General features: G+C 61.4%; 14 protein-coding genes and 1 pseudogene. 3 read left to right on the forward strand and 12 right to left on the reverse strand.

Annotated features, from left to right (window positions below; genetic code table 11):
• Window positions 1–30: 30 nt before the first annotated feature.
• The 5 genes from LQF09_RS00305 to LQF09_RS00325 form a co-directional block, all read right to left on the reverse strand.
• On the reverse strand, window positions 31–3,003 hold the full coding sequence (locus LQF09_RS00305) for a type I restriction endonuclease subunit R (RefSeq protein WP_270068845.1): 2,973 nt from the start codon (window positions 3,001–3,003) through the stop codon (window positions 31–33).
• Window positions 3,004–3,014: 11 nt separating this feature from the next.
• Window positions 3,015–4,304 (reverse strand): restriction endonuclease subunit S, encoded by a 1,290-nt coding sequence (locus LQF09_RS00310; RefSeq protein WP_270068846.1) that lies wholly within the window; start codon window positions 4,302–4,304, stop codon window positions 3,015–3,017.
• Window positions 4,304–5,389 carry a PDDEXK nuclease domain-containing protein gene (locus LQF09_RS00315; protein WP_270068847.1) on the reverse strand — a complete coding sequence of 362 codons (1,086 nt, stop codon included), beginning with the start codon at window positions 5,387–5,389 and terminating at the stop codon, window positions 4,304–4,306. Before LQF09_RS00315 ends, LQF09_RS00310 begins: the two co-directional genes overlap by 1 nt.
• Window positions 5,386–7,659, reverse strand: a complete 2,274-nt coding sequence (locus LQF09_RS00320; protein ID WP_270068848.1) for a type I restriction-modification system subunit M — start codon at window positions 7,657–7,659, stop codon at window positions 5,386–5,388. The genes LQF09_RS00315 and LQF09_RS00320 overlap by 4 nt, the downstream gene beginning before the upstream one ends.
• Before the next feature lie 168 nt (window positions 7,660–7,827).
• Window positions 7,828–8,919 carry a hypothetical protein gene (locus tag LQF09_RS00325; RefSeq protein WP_270068849.1) on the reverse strand — a complete coding sequence of 364 codons (1,092 nt, stop codon included), beginning with the start codon at window positions 8,917–8,919 and terminating at the stop codon, window positions 7,828–7,830.
• 131 nt (window positions 8,920–9,050) lie between these two features.
• Here LQF09_RS00325 and LQF09_RS00330 point away from each other — a divergent pair, with 131 nt between their 5' ends.
• Both LQF09_RS00330 and LQF09_RS00335 read left to right on the forward strand, forming a co-directional pair.
• Complete coding sequence (locus LQF09_RS00330) at window positions 9,051–9,281, forward strand: hypothetical protein (protein WP_270068850.1); 231 nt, start codon at window positions 9,051–9,053, stop codon at window positions 9,279–9,281.
• Window positions 9,274–10,047 carry a competence protein CoiA family protein gene (locus LQF09_RS00335; protein ID WP_002926204.1) on the forward strand — a complete coding sequence of 258 codons (774 nt, stop codon included), beginning with the start codon at window positions 9,274–9,276 and terminating at the stop codon, window positions 10,045–10,047. The genes LQF09_RS00330 and LQF09_RS00335 overlap by 8 nt, the downstream gene beginning before the upstream one ends.
• An 849-nt stretch (window positions 10,048–10,896) precedes the next feature.
• Here LQF09_RS00335 and LQF09_RS00340 read toward each other — a convergent pair.
• A pseudogene (locus LQF09_RS00340) lies at window positions 10,897–11,433 on the reverse strand (IS1634 family transposase); the annotation flags it as partial.
• Between the two features lie 43 nt (window positions 11,434–11,476).
• On the opposite strand from LQF09_RS00340, the gene LQF09_RS00345 reads away from it, so the two are divergent.
• Window positions 11,477–11,842 (forward strand): lysozyme, encoded by a 366-nt coding sequence (locus LQF09_RS00345; RefSeq protein ID WP_270068852.1) that lies wholly within the window; start codon window positions 11,477–11,479, stop codon window positions 11,840–11,842.
• An 18-nt stretch (window positions 11,843–11,860) separates the two neighbouring features.
• Here the strand turns inward: LQF09_RS00345 and LQF09_RS00350 are convergent, their stop codons facing one another.
• The 6 genes from LQF09_RS00350 to cls form a co-directional block, all read right to left on the reverse strand.
• Window positions 11,861–13,012, reverse strand: a complete 1,152-nt coding sequence (locus tag LQF09_RS00350) for a S1C family serine protease (RefSeq protein ID WP_270068853.1) — start codon at window positions 13,010–13,012, stop codon at window positions 11,861–11,863.
• Window positions 13,013–13,036: 24 nt separating this feature from the next.
• Window positions 13,037–14,002: a zinc metalloprotease HtpX gene (locus LQF09_RS00355; RefSeq protein ID WP_270069904.1), complete on the reverse strand. Its 966-nt coding sequence runs from the start codon at window positions 14,000–14,002 to the stop codon at window positions 13,037–13,039.
• Entirely contained in the window at window positions 13,980–14,480 is a 501-nt protein-coding gene (locus tag LQF09_RS00360; protein ID WP_270068854.1) for a phosphate-starvation-inducible PsiE family protein, read from the reverse strand. Before LQF09_RS00360 ends, LQF09_RS00355 begins: the two co-directional genes overlap by 23 nt.
• A 75-nt stretch (window positions 14,481–14,555) precedes the next feature.
• Window positions 14,556–14,996, reverse strand: a complete 441-nt coding sequence (trxC, locus tag LQF09_RS00365) for a thioredoxin TrxC (protein ID WP_009238721.1) — start codon at window positions 14,994–14,996, stop codon at window positions 14,556–14,558.
• The gene (gene ftsH, locus LQF09_RS00370; protein WP_270068855.1) at window positions 14,993–16,876 is read right to left on the reverse strand and encodes an ATP-dependent zinc metalloprotease FtsH; all 1,884 of its coding nucleotides are present in this window, start codon (window positions 16,874–16,876) and stop codon (window positions 14,993–14,995) included. The genes trxC and ftsH overlap by 4 nt, the downstream gene beginning before the upstream one ends.
• Window positions 16,877–16,903: 27 nt before the next feature.
• The gene (gene cls / locus LQF09_RS00375; RefSeq protein WP_270068856.1) at window positions 16,904–18,334 is read right to left on the reverse strand and encodes a cardiolipin synthase; all 1,431 of its coding nucleotides are present in this window, start codon (window positions 18,332–18,334) and stop codon (window positions 16,904–16,906) included.
• Between the last annotated feature and the right edge of the window lie 11 nt (window positions 18,335–18,345).

Genomic DNA, 18,345 nt, shown 5'->3' on the forward strand with positions numbered 1-18,345 from the left:
AATTCTGTATCCGCCCGCTCATGACAGTCCCTACGCACCAGCGAAAAGAGCTGCACTTCCGGCCGAGGCCAACAGTCTCGACACGCTCGCATCAAACGCCCGCTTGAAATCGGGGTCCGACGCATAGCGCTTGTAGAGGTCCAGCTCCCGCCGCCGCTCTACGCTGATCGCCTGTTGAATCAGGCGCTCCAGCGCCAGCTGGCGGTTTTGGCTGTCGGGGTTTTCTTCGACCTGCGCCTTGTAGTCGGCGTGCTTCATTACATGCTTGGCGATGTTGATGAACTTCACGCGCTGTTCTTCCGGCGTGGCTTCCCAGCCCGCGAAGTGGCGTTCGTTGAAGGCGCGGACGATCTCGTCGAGTGGGTCTTTGTCGCCGTCCCCGAAATGCCCGCCTCGGACGTTCGGGTTCTGGGGTTCCAGCTCCGTTTCCGAAGCATCCAGACCGATCTTCGCCTCCAAGCGCGACCGCTCCAGCCCGTAGGTGGAAAGGTCCACGCTGCTCAGCAGTTCGTCCAGCTTGTCCTGATCGGGGTCCTTCACCTTCAGCTTCGGGATCAGGAACTTCAGGAACCAGTGCAGCATTTCCCAGTTCGCTCTGTTGAACGGGATGATGGCCGCGACCTGGGCGTAGATCTTCACGAACTGCTTGGCCTTGATCTTGAAGTCGATGCGCTGCTCATCGTCGAGGTCGGTCTCGAAGCGGGCCACAACGGTATCGATGATCGGGTGCAGTTCCTCCGCTTCCGCGCTGGCGAAGAATTTCTCATTGAAGGCCGTCACCTCCGACCAGTCGTGGATGCCGAAGCCGTCCAGCGCGTCCTTGAGATCGTGCAGCACGTTCACGTCGGTCGGTTCGCTGAGGCTGGTCGCCGTGTAGAACGGGTCGAACGCGGTCTTGATGTCGTCCACCGTGTTGTAGAAGTCGAGCACGAAGGTGTCGGTTTTGCCCAGCTTCCAGTTACAGCGGTTCAGCCTTGAAAGCGCCTGCACCGCCAGCACCCCTTGCAGCTTCTTGTCCACGTACATGGTGTGCAGCATGGGCTCGTCGAAGCCGGTCAGGTATTTGTTTGCGACGACCAGAATCCGGTAATCGTCCTTTTCGAACGCCTCCGGCAGGTCACGCGCGGGAATACCGTTGAGTCCGTCCTCGGTGTACTTGATGCCATCGACGGTCTTGTCTCCCGAGAAGGCCACCAGTGCCTTGAACGGCGCATTCGCCTCCTGCAGGGCAGCGCGGATTGCAAAGAAGTAACGGACGGCGCACTCGATGTTGCGCGTGACCACCATGGCCTTTGCCTTGCCCTTGAGCTTCTTTGCCTGCCAGACATTGCTGATGAAGTGATCGACCATGATCCTGGCCTTCACCTCGATGGTCCGGGGGCTGGCCTCGACAAATGCCTTGAGCTTCTTCTGCGCCTTCGCGGCGGCAAACAGCGGGTTCTCTTCGACCGACTTCTGGACCTCGTAGTAGCTCTTGTAGGTCGTGTACTTCTCCAGCACGTCGAGGATGAATTTCTCCTCGATGGCCTGCTTCATGGAGTACAGGTGGAAGGGGTAGAACTTCCCGTCCGCGCCTTGCCGCCCGAACTTCTCGAGCGTGGCCGGCTTCGGCGTGGCGGTGAAGGCGAAGTAGCTGGCGTTCTTGCTCATCTTGCGCGCCGTCATGGCCGCAAGAATCTGGTCCTGCACATCGACCGGCTCTTCGTCCCCGCTGCCGGTGAGGGTCTCATTCACCTTGTCGGCCGCAATACCCGACTGGGAGGAATGCGCCTCGTCGATGATGACCGCGAAGCTGCGGTCGGAAAGCTGGCCGATGCCGTCCACGATGAAGGGAAACTTCTGAACGGTCGTGATGACGATCTTCTTGCCCGCCTCCAGGTTGTACTGCAACTCCGCAGCGCTCTCGCAATGCGCCACGATGTTCCTGGTCTCCGAGAAGAGCTTGATGTTGTCCTTGAGCTGTTTGTCCAGCACCCTGCGATCCGTCACCACAACCACGGAATCGAACACGTTGGCCGTGCCTGCCGGGTCGTACAGCTCCACCAGTTGGTAGGCCAGCCAGGTGATCGAGTTGGACTTGCCAGAGCCTGCGGAATGCTGGATCAGGTAGGTCTGGCCGACGCCATGCTGTCTGGCGTCAGTAAGGATGCCGCGCACCACGTCCAGTTGGTGATAGCGCGGGAAGAACAGTGCCTTGCGCTCCTTGCCCGTCTTCTTGTCCTTCTCGACAGTGAATTTGGCGAACTGCTCGATGATGTTGGTCAGGCTGCGGCGCGGCAGGATGTCTTCCCAGAGGTAGGCCGTCCTGTGGCCTTTCGGGTTGACCGGGTTGCCCTTGCCGAAGTTGAAGCCCTTGTTGAAGGGCAGGAAATTGCTTTCGTTTCCCGCCAGTTGTGCACACATCCAGGCCTCGTCCGGGTCGACCGCGAAGTGGACCAGACAGCGGCCAAATTCGAACAGCGGCTCACGCGGGTCGCGGTCGCTGCGGTACTGCCTGATCGCGTGATGAACGTTCTGGCCGGTCCAGGGGTTCTTCAGCTCCAGCGTGGCAATCGCCAGGCCATTAACGAAGAGCACCATGTCCACCGACTTGAAGGTGTCGCTGCTCCCCAGGCCCTGGCTGTAATGCACCTGCCGGGTAACGCTGAAGATGTTGGCCGCAAAGTTGGCGGCGACTTCCGGGTTCAGGTCGTTGTAGGGCAGCCGGTAGAGCAGATCGAAGTGGGCATCGTCGATGTCCAGCCCCTTCTTCAGGACGGCCAGCACGCTGTCCTTCTTGATCTTCTTGTTCAGCCGCTCCAGCAGCAGACGCCGCCAGTTCGGGCGATCCTTCAGCTTCGCCAGTTCCTTGGGCTGGGTGGCTTCGAGGAATTGCCAGAAGAGTTTGCCGTCGATGGCAAACTCCCTGTCGAAGTCAGCCGGATTGCCGATGCAGTAGCCGTCCTTGGCGAGGACGTTTTCGATGTGCGTTTCGAGCGCTGCTTCGTTGGTTTGGCTGACCATTTTTAGCCCTCTTAAACTCTCACTACACCGACGACTACGCTGGCTGTTAATGACTTCTTAAAGTCATTTAGTGCAACGAGTTCGTGGCGCGCTTTTAGAATTATCTTGTTATATGGCGTTAACTCATTACGAACCATCCGTACAATCTCACGCTGCTCTTCGATAGGAGGCAGAGCCAACACCAACTCCTTTATCTTTTCGAGGTGTAGGTTTGTTACCGAGGTGCGCTTCCCGCCTTCTGCTAGTTGCAAATCGACAACTGGGCTTGAAAAATACAAGCAGAAAAAATGAGGATCAATTTCTCGTCGAAGCTTAATCAAGCAAAGGCTAACAAAAATGCTGAACTCGTAATCCCAGTCCACAACGATAGTTTCGCCAATCGTTCCATTTTTCGATAAAAGGACATCTCCTTTTTCGGGGAAGGCTCGTTGACATAGAGCCCTATGCTCACGCTCTGGAATCCTTTTGACGCTATTCAGATCGATAACTTTCTTTCCGCCAGAGATGTCTGTTACCCGAAGAAACGGCACCCCACTATCAACATATGTCGGAGTGTGATGGGCTCCATCGACAATCTTTCGAGCCAAATGCTTGACTCGTTTAACCATCCAATGGGAAGGAATCTCACCTAGCCAGCCGATCCCACTGTCTTTCAAAGGAGCACTGGGATTAAGCCCACGAGTCACCGCATGATTGGTAACGATACTTTTTTGCTCGTTAAGCAACTCGATCAGCCGCTCTTTCTTCGCAATCGCTTCATCGATCTCGGCAGTTTTCTGGTCGAGAAAGGCAACGATGCGCTCTTGTTCTTCTTGGGGCGGCAAAGGAATCGGGATCTGTTTGAAATCCTCGTAGTGCATATCCCACTGCCCGACTCGCACGCCGTAGGACAACGAGTTGTAAACACCGATCAGCGGTGACGAGCGCAGCAAGTAGTGAAGATACTGTGGTCGAACTCGATCCGCTCGTGTTGCGCAGGTGATGTACGCTGGACTGACGATTCCATCGTGAGCACTTACACCCATCGATCCTTGCCATGCCTTCATCTTGTTGACGACCAGATCGCCGGGTTTCACAACCTTGTAGGCACTCGTGTCGAGTGAGGTCGCATTGTGGTTGTCGTCACGAGAGTCCTTAAGAATGACGCCGTACTCTCGATAGACAGACAAGACAGGCAGCTCAGGCCTGTTCTTGTCGGACTTGAGTGCGGTTACTGCACGAAGCGGCTGCACGTCCCAATGCGTGGGAACATCGCCCAGCCAATCGGCATCGCTCGACTTGTAGCTCTCATAACGCTGCATCACGCCTCTCCCTCGCTCTGCGCGACCCATTCCGCCAGCCGCCGCTGCAGCTCGTCCTTGCTGGGCAGATACAACTGATATTCGGCGGCGTGGATGTTGGCATCGGGCGGCAGGGTGATTTCCACCAGTGCGTCGTTTTTCTGGTGGCACAGGATGATGCCGATGCTGCGGTTCTCATCGGCCGTCTTCACGTAGCGGTCGAAGTAGTTCACGTACATCTGCATCTGCCCCAGATCCTGGTGCGTCAGCTTGTTGCGTTTGAGGTCGATGAGCACGTAGCAGCGCAGTAGCCGGTTATAGAAGACCAGGTCGACGTAGAAATGGTCGTCGTCGAACGTGAACCGCTTTTGCCGCGCCTCGAACAGAAAACCTTTGCCCAGTTCCAGCAGGAACATCTGCAACTGGTCGATGATGGCGGTTTCCAAGTCGTGCTCGGAGTAGACATGGCGTTGGGGCAGGTTGAGGAACTCGAGGACGTAGGGGCTCTTCAGCACGTCGGCGGGTTTGGCGATTACCTGACCGGACCGGGCCAGGGCGCGCACTTCTTCGGTGTTGCGGCTCAGGGCCAGGCGCTCGTAGAGCGATGCGGCGATCTGGCGTTGCAGCTCGCGCACGCCCCAACTGTTGGCGTGCGCTTCGATCTCATAGAAGCGCCGCTCGTCCTCGCTCTTGAGCGCCAGCAGGGTCACGTAATGCGACCAACCCAGACGGAAATGTCCGAGCAAGGGCGCGAGCCAGCCGGTGGCATCGCCGGTTTGCACCAACCAGGCAGATTGCGCAGACGCTGTCTGCGCAATCTCGCGATAGGCGAGGTAGAAGCGGCGGCATTGCTCGAGGTTGCGCTTGGAGAATCCCGGCCCCAGGCGCTCGGTAAGCTGCTTGGCCAGATTGTCGAGCAGACGTTTGCCATACAGCTCGGCGCGCGACGCCGCACCGTCCTCGAACTCGACGATATGGCGCCCGAACAGCCAGTTGCGCACCACCAGTGCGAGGTCGACCGAACGCGCCGCCTGCTGTTGCAGCAGGGTATGCGTGTGCGCCAGCGCGCCGAGCAGTTCATCCAGCGTGGCGGGGTTCGGGCTCATGTGCGCCCCTTCACGAAGCTCACGAGTTGCTTGAGCAAGCCATCGGTTTCCGCCTCGAGGGCGAGGATTTCCGCCGTGACTTCCTCCAGGCTGCGCAGCGGCTTGTGCTGGTAGAAATACTTGTTGAAGCTGATTTCGTAGCCGATCACGGTCTTGTCGATGGCAATCCAGGCTTCATCGACGTGCGGACGCACTTCGCGGATGAAGTAGTCGTGGATCACGCTGGATGCGGACAGTCTGGTATCCGGCGCCAACGGTACGTTCTCGGTGTCGCGCAACTCGCTGTCCAGCTCGTACTCGATGTATCCACCGGCCGCCGCCATGTAGCCGTAGTCGCCCAGCTTGTCGCGAGTCGTGCCGAGTTGGTTCAGCAGCTCATCCAGCTTGCCGGCGTCGAGCTTGTGGACCTTCTTGATCACCTTCTCGGCTCGTTCGTCACGCCAGCTCACCGCGTTGAGGATTTGCTTCCGGGCTGTTGCAGGCAGCTTCAAACCCAGTGCCTTGAGGGCGTCGTCGACGATGACCTCGAAGTGGTTGAAGTCGAGGAACTCACCGAAGCCGACCTTCTCGGCCAGTTGCTGCGCCGCATGCAAGAGCTCGCGTTGCGTGCGCCACGTCGCTTCGGACAGCAGTTCCCTGCGGTTCTTGGGCGAGAGGGCGATCTCTTCTCTTTCGAGGTGCGCTTCGATGGCCTCGGTGTGCGCCTTCAGGCCAGCATAGACCTCGTCGCCATACTTGCCGTACACCCACTCCATGATGTCCTGCATGCCCGGGGTGAAGCGCAAGGTTGCGATGCGCTCGGGCGTGAATTGTGCAGCCAGTCGCAACGGGCGCTCGACCGTGACCTTGTAATAGCCGAAGTCGCGGTTGTTGAAGACCTTTGAAATGCCGTCGTTCGGCATGTCCAGGTAGAGCCGGGTGATCTGGTGGATGTGGTCGTCACTGAACTCGCAGTTCTTCTCGCCCAGGTTCTTGCGCAGCTTCTGGTACAGATTGCTGGCGTCGATCAGCTGCACTTTCCCCTTGCGCTTGTCGGGCTTGTTGTTGGAAAGAACCCAGACGTAAGTGGTGATGCCGGTGTTGTAGAACAGGTTGTTCGGCAACTGGATGATGGCTTCGAGATAGTCGTTCTCGATGATGTGGCGGCGGATGTTGCTCTCGCCGCTCCCCGCATCCCCGGTAAACAGGGCGGAGCCGTTGTGGACGGACGCGATGCGCGAACCCATCGGGCTGTCGCTGCGCCGCTTCATCTTGTTGACCATCTCCATCATGAACAGGAGCTGGCCATCCGAAGAGCGCGGGATCGCGGGGTAGAAGTCGTGTTCGTCCCCGGTGTAGTCGGACAGATTGACCTGGAAGCGATGGTCGATCACGTCCTTGCCATCGACGATGCTCTTCTGGTCACTCTTCCAGCTCTTGCCGTAGGGCGGGTTGGTGAGCATGAAGTCGAAGCGCGTACCCGAGAAATCGTCGGTGGCCAGCGTGGAGCCGAACTTGATGTTCTCGGGGTCGTTGCCCTTGATCATCATGTCGGACTTGCAGATGGCGTAGGTCTCCGGGTTCACTTCCTTGCCGTAGAGGAACACGCCCACCTTCGCTTTGACCTCGCCGTCGGGATCGGTGATGAAGTCCTGCGACTCGGTGAGCATGCCGCCGCTGCCGCAGGCCGGGTCGTAGATGGTCAGCGGGTTGGGCAGTTGATCCTTGACCGGAATGAAGACCAGATTGGTCATGAGCTTGATCACTTCACGGGGTGTGAAGTGCTCGCCGGCCTCTTCGTTGTTTTCCTCGTTGAACTTGCGGATCAGTTCTTCGAAGACGTAGCCCATGCCCAGGTTCGACAGCCCCGGCTGGGTTCTCCCATCCGGGCCTTTGCGATCGTTGGGGCTGAGGTTGATCTCGTCGGAAACGAACTTCTCGATCACGTCGTGCAGAACGTCCGACTGCGCCATCTTGCGAATCTGGTTGCGCAGGTCGAACTTCTCGACGATCTCCTTCACGTTGTCCGAGAAGCCATCGAGGTAGTTCTTGAGGTTGGCTTCCAGCTGAGACGGGTTGCCCAGCAGCGACTTCAGGGTGAAGCGGGAGGTGTTGTAGAACACATAGCCCGATGCCTCGCGCAGGCCATGCGGATCGAGGTCGGCCATTTCTGCGTCTTCGCGCTGGAAGCGGACCTCTTCGAGCACGGCCTCCTTGCTGGGCTCCAGCAGGCAGTCCAGGCGGCGCAGCACGAACATCGGCAGGATGACGTCGCGGTACTTACCACGCACGAAAACATCCCTGAGGCAGTCATCAGCGATTGACCAGATAAAGCTGACGATCTTGTTGTGTACTGAGTGATCCATAAGTCCTTGTGACCCTCCCGTGCTTTACGGATTGCTGTTTTGTCTTTGCGAGCAGCTGTCGAGTCCGCTCGGCGGAAGCCGTTGCGAGACCGATCAATGATTCAAGAGACCTCGATCGCCCAGCCAGTACCCCGCCCGCAGCTTCCGATCGAAACTGAAAACGTGTTCCCCAGGCTCTTCGTCGCAGCACCCGATCAGCCGGTTGAACTGACCAAGCCCGCCATCCCGTAGCGACACGTTGCCGCCACACAGCGGGCAATCCGCCACATACCGCACCAGGCGCAGGTTGTAACCGCGCTGCCTCCCTGGAGGCACCGCTGCTTCAGGGTCCCGGACCAGCTCGACCTGACACTCCTTCTCCGAGAACGGATAGAAGACCGGCGAGGCCATGATGATGAATCGATCGTAGAGCCGCATCAGGGGCCGGAGCGGAAACCAGAAGAAGACGGCCGCGACGGCGATCCATCCCCACTCGAGCACGCCCTTGCCCAGCTGCAGCAATGCAATGACGATCGGCAGCCCCGCCAGAAGGATCATCAAGCCCAGTCCGACCGCCGGGACATAGCGCCGCACGCCATCGATGCGCATGCTCGCCTCACCCTGGCGGCGGAACAGCAGCGGCCACAGAAACAGGCGCCCGAGGAGCGAGAACCGCAGACTCGACCGGTCCTCACGGTACCGAAGCACAAAAGGCTGCTTCTCATAGTCCACTGGCAGGGTCGGCAGCGCCGTGCTGGCCCCGAAAGGACGCCATTCGAGACGATAGGCCGACGAGCGCCCGCCCTCCGACTTGTCCTTGGTCGGCCACAGAAGCCCGGTGAAGCCCGCCTTCCGCGCGGCGTCGGTGAAGCGTCCCTGCAGCTCGGCGAACGACTGCTCCAACGCAGACCAGTGTGGGTTCACCCGCTTGCGTGCCTTTTCGCTGGTCAGGTCATCGAATGGCTTACCTCGTCCATCGAGCGCCCAGCGCCAAAGATCCTGGGTGCTGAGGGAACTCGGCTCGATGCCGTCCTTGCCATCGCCTTGGTACTGGGTCAGCAGTGCACGCAGCAAGTCCCAGAACGCGTCGCGGTAGTCCGAGCTGCGGTCAGGATCCACGAAGCGCAGAAGCCACTGCGCAAACTCGACGCGCTTAGGCAACGGGCAGGCGCCCTCGCTCTGAAGGGTATCGGACAGATCGCTCATGGGGCTCCCGGCAGACATGACGAGATTCTAGCAGCGAACCGTCCGCCGACCGGTTTCAGACCGTCCGGATCCAGCAACCACGCGGGTTTGCGTACCTAACCTGACCTCTCCGTTCAACCCAGGAGAAGGTCATGCTGGAAACCCACGTTCTACACATCGCCGGCGAGCGCGTCGAACTCCGCTCGCTCCGCTCTGGCGATCTCGCTGTTTACCACCGGCCCGCCGAGCACGTGCGTGCGCTCGTCGAACCCATCTGCCGCAATCGTGGCCACTGGAACAGCGAGTACAACAACTGGATCGTCTTCCGTCAGTTCCGCGCAGCCGTCGTGTGCGAACTCGAAGCGGAGGCCGACCATGTCTGAACGGACGCTTCACGGCTTGGACTTCGGGCTCGACCACACAGGGCGGATGCGCGGAATCGACGAGGTGGAGCAGGGACTCGCCTGCAAATGCGAATGCCCGGAGTGCGGAAGTCCGCTTGTCGCCAGAAAGGGGGCTGTGCGCGTGCATCACTTCGCGCACCAAGGAGAGAGCTGCACCACCGGCGCCGAAACCGCGCTCCATCGGATGGCCAAACAGATCGTGGCGGACGAGCGTCGTCTCGTCGAACCCGGACGGGACACGCCGACAGTCTTCCGCGACGCCGCGCTACCGGATGAAATGTACTGGCCCGGCCGGCGCCCCGACGTCGTTCTCTTGACCGAGTCGATGACCCTGCATGTCGAGGTGACCGTAACCCATCGATGTAGCCCCGAAAAGCTGGAGGAGATCGTTCGTACAGGAATCCCGACCATCGAGCTTGACCTCTCGACGGCCTATCGGCGCAAGCGCCTGGGTTGGACGATCGAGCAGCTTACCGATCGTCTCGTTCACGATCCTGCGATTCGACGCTGGCTCCATCTGCCAGAGCCAGCAGCGGAGAAGGAGTGGCGAACAACCACCCCTGAGACGCAGACTCAGACCAAGCCCGCAGTCCCCGTCACCAGCACACGGACGTCCCGCATCTACGCCCCCTTCGAAGGCACGTTGCTCGTATTCGATCCTTGGTATGGGCTAGTGCCACGTGATCCCGTCGCACGCGCTCAGCTCATCCGCGAACTGGATGCGCGGCGGTCCACCGAGAAATAGACGCAGGGCGGCGAGCTACGACGGGTCGAAAACGTGCGGCACCATCGGCGGGCGCGACCCACCAGAGAACACGCCAAGCCTGCGGCTCCTCGCCCTGCAACCCCCTCCGGCCGCCAGAAAGCTTGGCCGTATCATCGTTTCTGCGAAAAAATCAGGATCCTTTCACCGTATTCGAGAATCGGTTGGTGGGGGGTTCTCATTGAAGGGTGAAATTTCCGGCGCCGCTGTCGGTGGAACCATTTCACCGTATGTGAGAACCTACAGGTTCACAGAAAAACTGAGAAAACTAACAAATAGTTGCTCAGCTACGGGCGGCGAACTTTGAGCAGAGTCGGATCCTTTGAGGCAAGCCAGTGGCTCTTGACGGCTTCACTGGCAAGGCAGGGGGATCCTGTCGCCGCCTCTCAGGATGTCGGAATTGCGGATGCTTTCGCTCTCGAGATTCGCGTCGAAGCTAGTCACATCGGGCGGTTCCCGATTGCGGCTTGTGCACGGTCACTCGAGGCGTCCGTTCAACCGTCTGACGCAGGCGAGCGTGTAGAGCGCGGAGCCTTCTAGCTGCCTACTCGAGGCAGCTAGAAGGCTCCGCGACACTCGATGGAATCTCGGGACGGGTGTAGCGGAAGAAGACTTAGTTCATCAGCCCGTCGAACATCCATTTCTTGAAGGCCTCCTTGTACGTCAGATCATTCGGATCGATGTCGTCGTCCCCAGCACGGGTGGTCGATGGGGCTCCACGCTTTACCCTGCCCCCCCGAGGGCGAGCCAAAAGTGCTGAGCCGGGTAGCGTCTTTGAACTGCCCAGCACGACCCCAGCTTCTTCAGTACCGGTTCCAGATGTCAGCAAGTGAAGAAGATCGCCTGTTCGATCGCGGCCTTGTTGGCCTCGAGAAAGTCCATCGCGCGGTAGAGCTGGTGCAGCGCCAGGGCTTGCGTGCCTTCGATGTGCACGCCCTCCTTGAGCCACTGCTCGTGACAGTAAAGCTTGGAGGCAGGCGCGCACGCACGATTGGCCACCAGTGCGAACAGCGCCCGCTCCATCTCGAAGCCGAAGCGCCGGCCGTGCGCCTGCGCACGCACGATGGCATCGATCCCGAGTCGCTGCCATACCGCCTCGAGCGCGTGCACGTCGCCGTAGGGCCAGGCGCACACCAGTCGCCAGCCCGGATCGTCGGCCACGATGGCCTCGGGCGAGCAGCGACGCAGGATGCTCTTGGCCAGACGGCGAAGCCGTTCGATGACTTCCGGGTCGTCGGCACGGCCGCAGTTGAACACGATCTGCGCTTGTGAGCGCCCCTTCGTCGCGTCCCACACGTTCTCGGCCAACTGCAGGTAGGTGATCTCCCGGCCGTCAGCCCGCTTCTGTTTGCTCTGTCTCAAGTACATGTGCAGCAAAGTAGCGGCATCGAGGGCGATAAATCAACAATCCATGTATCTAGGATTCTGGCGCATCATCGCCCTGAAACCCGCGCCGTTACTGGAGGTGGGGCGGAAATGTGTCTCGGAACTGTCAAACTCGGGTGCCGACCTCATGACGGCATTGAACGCGACGCTGCGCTACTGCCCGGTGCTGGCCACCGAGCCAGAAAAGCGACTCGCGGCCATCGTCGACTTCACCTTCAACCTCGGCGCGGGGCGACTTCAAACGTCGACGCTGCGGCGGCGGATAAACCAGCGGGACTGGCATAGTGCGGGCCAAGAGCTGCGGCGCTGGGTGTATGGCGGTGGCAAGGTACTGCCGGGGCTTGTCACGCGGCGAGAGGCCGAGGCGACTTGCCTGCTCCGCGCCGCCTGATAGACCGGGTCGCCTCGATCAAATCCCCGGTTGCAGCTCCACACGCACCTCGCGCGATTTGCCGGCCCGTTCCACTGACAAGACCACCACATCGCCGACCATCCTGTCGTCTAGCCGCGCGAGCAGCTTAGCCACATCGTCCGTCGCCTTGCCATCAACATCGATGATGCGGTCGCCCGGCACGATGCCTTGCGGCGTGACTTCGACACCCGCGAGGCCGGCCTTGTGCGCTGCCGAACCAGGGGTAACACGCAACACGAACACGCCCTTGCTTCCAGTCAGCGCCAGCAGGCGCTGATTGAGCTGTTCGTCCACCTCAATGCCCAGCGCCGGACGGATGTACTTACCGGTCTTGATCAGTTGCGGGACTACGCGCATGACCGTGTCCACCGGCACGGCGAAACCAATCCCGGCCGATGCGCCGGAGGGGCTATAGATCGCCGTGTTGATGCCGATGAGCCTTCCTGCCGAATCGAGCAGCGGCCCGCCCGAGTTGCCGGGGTTGATGGCGGCGTCGGTTTGGATCAGGTGATCGATGGCCGGGCCGCCCGCTTCTCCGGGTAACGAGCGGTCGAGCGCGGAGACGATGCCGGTGGTGAGCGTCCAGTCCAGGCCGAAGGGGTTGCCAATGGCAAAGACCTTTTGGCCTACCTTGAGGTCGGCGCTGGTGCCCACCGGTACGGCCGGCGGGCGCTTGAAACCGACGCCGATCTTGAGCACGGCGATGTCGTGCGCGGGGCTCGTCCCCACCAGTGCGGCCTGGTAGTCGCGGCCGTCGGCCAGTTTGACGGTGGCTTCGGACGCGCCCTGGATGACGTGGAAGTTGGTGACGACGTGGCCGGCGTCGTCCCAGATGAAGCCCGAGCCTGTACCGCGCGGCACGGAGAACACGTTGCGCGTCCAGACATCGCGTACTAATTGCGCGGTGGTGATGTAGACCACCGAGGCGCGCGATTTTTCGAACAGTTCGATGTTGGCTTTCTCGTCCGCCGCCAGATCACCACGCGCCGTCACGGTGCGTTCTGCTGCCTCGCGCGGACTGAACCAGGCCTCGATGGCGGGCAGAAACTGCCACAGCAACATGAGCGCGGCAATGCAGGCGGCGATGAAGAGCCAGCGCCGGACGAAGCGGTCCGGCGCGGGGCGTTGGTACGGGTCGAGATAGGCCATGAGAAGTCTCCTGTTGATGGGCAATCAGCGCCACAGCCCGCTCGGGCGCCAGCGCGGCGGGCGCGGCGTCACAGCGGATTCCGGCAAGAAATGGGGCGCGTGAAACGGCAAGGCTGTTGCTGGTCCAGGCGCCAACGTCAGCAGGCGTGAGATGCGATCTTGCGTTGCCGGATGGGTGCGCAACCAGGAAGGCTCGGGATTGCCCCATCCCGGCCACAGCCAGGCACGCCAGGAGCGACTGACCCGCTCGATCTTCGCCAGCGCGGACGCCAGCCCTTGCGGGTCGCCGGTCAGTTCCGCCGCGAGGCGGTCAGCGTCGAACTCACGCACGCGAGACAAGCCGAGCTGTGCGAGCAGGGCCAGCTGGGGCGAGGCGGCCAGCAGAAGCAGTCCAGGCCAATTGACCGCCACCGCGCCGGCCAGCAGTGCGGGCAAGCTGAACACAATAGCGATCTGTCCGACCATAGCCAGCAGGCTCGTGAGGCGACTGACGGAATCCGCCAGCCCCATGACACGCAGATCCTCATTAGCGATGTGCGCGACCTCGTGCGCGAGCACACCCGCCAGTTCGCGCGAACTCAGGTTGCGCAGCAGGCCATCGGTAAGGGCGATCGATGCATGCTGCTTCGAGCCGGTGGCGAAGGCGTTGACGACGGCACTGGGCACGTAGTGCGGCACCGGCGTGGCGGGCAAACCGGCACGGGCGGACAGCTCGCGCAACAGAGCCCAAATCTCGGGGGCTTCGTGCGGGCGCAAAGCCCGTGCGCGGTACAAGCGCAAGGTCAAGGCGGATGCGGCTGCCGGCTCCAGCAGCAGCGCGCCAGCAACGGCAAACAGCGCGAGCCACAGGCCGCTTTCCCCGAACAGCAGGCTTCCTGCGGTGGCTGCGATCCCGATCAGAGTCAGGACCAACAGCCCGGTCTGCAGGCGGTTGAGCCGGCGATGTTGCAACAACGCAGCACGCAGGTCACTGGGATGATGACGGATCATGCTCAGATGTCTTGGCGGCGCGGTCGTCGCGCTCGCGCAGCAGCCAGTAAGTGGCACCGAGCGCCAGTGTGGCCCCTGCAAGCGCGGCGATCTTGCCAGGGCTCGCCTCGGGGTCGAGGATCACGAACTTGCGCGCCAGCGCGATCAGGCCGATGAGGATTACGGTCTTGACCTGGATGATGCTGTCCCGACGCAGCGCCACGCGCACGATGGAATGCTTGAACTCCATCGCGATCAATAGCGTCATGATCATGCCAAACACGCTCTGGAATACCTTGTGGTCCATGGGATTGAAGGCATCGAGGACCAGCAGCGTGAAGACGATGGCGATGAGCTGGAACAGCGACACCACGATGATGACGGCAATTACCGCCGACAGAACGAGGGCGACGACCTGCTCGAAGCGCTCGTAAACCGTCATCAACCGCCACTGGGAGCGCATCTCGTCAAGGGCCGTGTGGCCGGATTCTTTATGCATAGGCGTTGCGCTCTCTCTTTCAATGAAACGTTAATGGAACGGGGAGTCCGAGAAGACGACTCGATTGCACCTGAATCATCGGGGCAATTGCGAAGCCACCCAGCGCATAATGTCCTGCGCGCCCATGGCGCCCGCCTGACGTGCAACCTCATGTCCCCCTCGGAACAAAATCAGGGTTGGAATGCTGCGAATACCGAACTGGGCGGCCAGGTGAGGCTCGGCCTCGGTATTTACCTTGGCCAACCTCACCTTGGGTTCAAGCAGGGAGGCTGCCTGCTCGAACTGCGGCGCCATCATCTTGCACGGTCCGCACCACGGCGCCCAAAAGTCAACCAGCAGCGGCAGGTCACTGCGCTCCAGATGACGGGCGAAGGTCGCTGTGGTCAGATCAATGGGTTCTCCGGTGAACAGCGGGTGCTGGCACCGCCCGCAATTGGGCTTCTCTGCCAACTTGTTGGCTGGCACGCGATTGATGGATTGGCAGTGTGGGCAGACGATATGAATGCTGTCACTCATGAGGTGGCTCCTTGGGACACAGAGGAAGTAATGGCTCCGGCAGTTGGGCCGCTGTGACATGGGGATTCGAGCTGTAGCCCTTGCGTCAGTTGCCGGATGCTGTATTCATCCAGCGTTTCCCGTGCGAGCAGTTCGCGCGCGCACCGCTCCAGCATTTCTCGGTTAATTTCGAGAATTCGGTATGCACGATCAAACACACCCATCACGATGTCACGGATGGCTTGGTCGATGCGTGCCTGAGTCGATTCGGCTACCCGGCAGCCACCCTGTACCAGTTCAGGCGCATCAAGAAAACGCGGCCTCTGTGCCTCAAAAGCAACGTACCCCAAGCCCTCATCCATGCCGAAGCGCGTAATCATGTCGCGGGCGATGTCGGTGGCCCGCGCGAGATCGTCTGAAGCCCCTGTGGACAGCTCGCCAAACACGAGCTTCTCAGCCGCGCGCCCTCCCAGGAGCACGGCGATCTTGTGCTCCAGGTCGGCACGTGTCATCAGAAATCGGTCTTCGGTGGGCCGCTGCAGGGTGTAGCCGAGTGCACCGATGCCACGCGGAACGATTGAAATCTTGTGTACCGGATCGGTGCCGGGCAGCGCCAGCGCCACCAGCGCATGCCCCATCTCGTGATAGGCCACGGTTTCCCGCTCCTTCGGATTGAGCACACGGTTCTTCCTTTCCAGGCCGGCCACGATGCGCTCGATGGCGGCGGTGAAGTCTTGCAGTTCCACAGCCTGCGCCTTGCGCCGCGTCGCGTTCAGCGCTGCTTCGTTCACGAGATTGGCCAGATCAGCGCCGGAAAAGCCGGTGGTCAGCGCCGCCACCTGTTCCAGATCTACACCGTGGGCCAGGGTGATCTTCTTGACATGGACCTTCAGGATATCCAGGCGACCTTTCTTGTCGGGACGGTCCACCAGCACCTGACGGTCGAAGCGACCGGCGCGAAGCAAGGCCTGATCGAGGATCTCCGGCCGGTTGGTAGCTGCAAGGATGATCAGCCCGACCGAGCTGTCGAAGCCATCCATTTCGGTGAGCAGCTGGTTGAGGGTCTGTTCGCGCTCGTCGTGGCCGCCGATGGGCCCGCCGGCGCCGCGCGCGCGGCCCAGTGCATCGAGTTCGTCGATGAAGATGATGGCCGGCGCCTGTCCGCGGGCCTGCTCGAACAGGTCGCGCACACGGGCCGCACCCACGCCGACGAACATCTCGACAAACTCTGATCCGGAGATGGAGAAGAAGGGCACCGCCGCCTCGCCGGCAACAGCCTTGGCCAGCAATGTCTTGCCGGTGCCCGGTGGGCCGACCAGCAACACGCCCTTGGGAATGCGCGCCCCGAGCCGTCCATACTCCTGCGGATTCTTGAGGAAATCGACGATCTCAACCAACTCCGCCTTGGCTTCATCGACGCCAGCGACATCGGCAAAGGTCACGCCAGTGTTTTTCTCCATGAATACCTTGGCACGGCTCTTGCCGATGCTCAGGAAGCCACCCATGCCCTGCTTCTCGGCGAAGCGGCGGAACAGGAAGAACCAGACGCCGAAGAAGGCCACCGCCGGCAGAATCCAGGAGAGCACATCACGCAGCCAGGTGCTTTCCACCACCCGCGCATAGGGCACGTCGTACTTGGACAGCCGCTCGGCCAGGTCGGGTTCGACACGGGTGGCCACGATGGTGGTCTTGCCCCGGCTGTCCGGCGATTTCAGGCGCCCGGTGACCGTGCGGTCCGACACCAGCACTTCGGCGACGCGCCCCTCGGCCAGCGCCTTCTCGAATTCGCTGTAGGGCACGGGCTCGACGGTCTTGGCCGCCTGCCAGTAGTTCTGCAGCGTCAGAAGCAACAGGCCGGCGACGATCCAGTAGCCAATGTTCCATTGATCTTTCTTTTCCATGGGCAATGTTCCTCGCAAGTCGTGTCGCTAGAGAATGGGGGTGAACAGACGGGCCACCCCGTCGCGCAAGCGGATGGCCAGCGGGCGGGCGCGCAACGCCTTCGCCGATATCTCGCCCGACGCATCACGAGCGGCATCAAAAAGGGATGACAGCCGCGTAGACAACGCGGTGTCGTACACCTCCACATTGAACTCGAAGTTGAGGCGCAAACTGCGCGCATCCCAATTGGCCGAACCCAGGCAGCACCACGCTCCGTCTACCAGCATCAGCTTGCTGTGGTCGAACGGGCCAGGCCGTTCGAAGATGCGCACACCGTGCTCCAGCACCTGCCAGTAGTGGGCGCGCGCGGCCCATTGCACCGTGGGATGGTCGCCGTTTGCGGGCGTCAGCACGTCGATACGCACGCCGCGCAACGCGGCCGTGCTTAGCGCCGCGATCATCGGCTGATCGGGGACGAAGTAAGGTGTCCAGATGCGCACCGAATGCTTCGCCGCGCTCAAAGCGCCCATGAAGGTCCAGCGCATCCTGTCCAGGGCCTCATCGGGACCGGCCTCGATGCCGCGCGCCCAAGAGGTTCCTTGCTCATCAGCCATTGCGGGAGATTCGCGCCAGAAACCCTTGCTGAGCCGCTCGCCCGTGGTATCGCACCAATCATCGGTGAAGCTCCGCATCAGATGCTCTACCACCGGCCCGCGCAGACGAAAGTGTAAATCGTGACAGGCCTGGCCCGGCGCATCGGGCCGCCAATACGGGCTGAAGATGTTCATGCCGCCGGTAAAACCCGTCTTGCCATCGATCACCAGCAGCTTGCGGTGATTGCGCAGATGCGCGCCATGCAGGCGCGCGGGAATCAACGTCGGGTTGAACGTCGCCGCCGGAACGCCGGCGCGCTGCAAGGCGCGGTAGGCGCTGCGGGGCGTCCAGCGGGCATACACGTCGTCGATCAGCACCCGCACTTGCACGCCGCGCGCATGAGCCCGGCGCAGCGCATCGACGAACTGCGCCCCGATGCCTTGGCTGTCGAAGATGTACGAGGCCAGGGCGACGCTGTACCGCGCCGATTCGATGGCGGCGAGCATGGCCGGGTAGGCCTGCTCGCCATCGACAAGCGGCTCGATGCGGTTGCCGCCGGTCAGCGACTGGCCGGTGGCGCGTCCCACCAGGTGGGCCAGACCGGCAAGCGGCGGCGATACAGCCTCGGGCATCGTGGGCGAGAGGTCCTGCCGAACAGCAGGATCTGCCCCCGGGAAGAGCCGCCGCGCCCGCCGCTGGTAACGGTTGATGCCGAACAGCCCATACAGCAGCGAACCGCCCAGCGGCAACAAGGCGATCAGCAGTACCCACAGCGTGGCCGATCGAGGGTCACGCTTGTAGATGACCGCGTGCCCCGCTGTGGGGATAGCGACCGCCAGCGACACGAGGGTGGCTGCCCATGTCAGCCCGTTGGGGTCGGACACGACAGCCTCCC

This window comes from Thauera sp. WB-2 (assembly GCF_027594845.1).
Lineage (GTDB): Bacteria > Pseudomonadota > Gammaproteobacteria > Burkholderiales > Rhodocyclaceae > Thauera > Thauera mechernichensis.

Excerpts from the sequence above, each read along its gene's own strand:
- LQF09_RS00305 (WP_270068845.1), bottom strand. The coding sequence starts at position 3,003 with ATGGTCAGCCAAACCAACGAAGCAGCGCTCGAAACGCACATCGAAAAC.
- LQF09_RS00310 (WP_270068846.1), bottom strand. The coding sequence starts at position 4,304 with ATGCAGCGTTATGAGAGCTACAAGTCGAGCGATGCCGATTGGCTGGGC.
- LQF09_RS00315 (WP_270068847.1), bottom strand. The coding sequence starts at position 5,389 with ATGAGCCCGAACCCCGCCACGCTGGATGAACTGCTCGGCGCGCTGGCG.
- LQF09_RS00325 (WP_270068849.1), bottom strand. The coding sequence starts at position 8,919 with ATGAGCGATCTGTCCGATACCCTTCAGAGCGAGGGCGCCTGCCCGTTG.
- LQF09_RS00330 (WP_270068850.1), top strand. The coding sequence starts at position 9,051 with ATGCTGGAAACCCACGTTCTACACATCGCCGGCGAGCGCGTCGAACTC.
- LQF09_RS00335 (WP_002926204.1), top strand. The coding sequence starts at position 9,274 with ATGTCTGAACGGACGCTTCACGGCTTGGACTTCGGGCTCGACCACACA.
- LQF09_RS00345 (WP_270068852.1), top strand. The coding sequence starts at position 11,477 with ATGTATCTAGGATTCTGGCGCATCATCGCCCTGAAACCCGCGCCGTTA.
- LQF09_RS00350 (WP_270068853.1), bottom strand. The coding sequence starts at position 13,012 with ATGGCCTATCTCGACCCGTACCAACGCCCCGCGCCGGACCGCTTCGTC.
- LQF09_RS00355 (WP_270069904.1), bottom strand. The coding sequence starts at position 14,002 with ATGATCCGTCATCATCCCAGTGACCTGCGTGCTGCGTTGTTGCAACAT.
- LQF09_RS00360 (WP_270068854.1), bottom strand. The coding sequence starts at position 14,480 with ATGCATAAAGAATCCGGCCACACGGCCCTTGACGAGATGCGCTCCCAG.
- trxC (WP_009238721.1), bottom strand. The coding sequence starts at position 14,996 with ATGAGTGACAGCATTCATATCGTCTGCCCACACTGCCAATCCATCAAT.
- ftsH (WP_270068855.1), bottom strand. The coding sequence starts at position 16,876 with ATGGAAAAGAAAGATCAATGGAACATTGGCTACTGGATCGTCGCCGGC.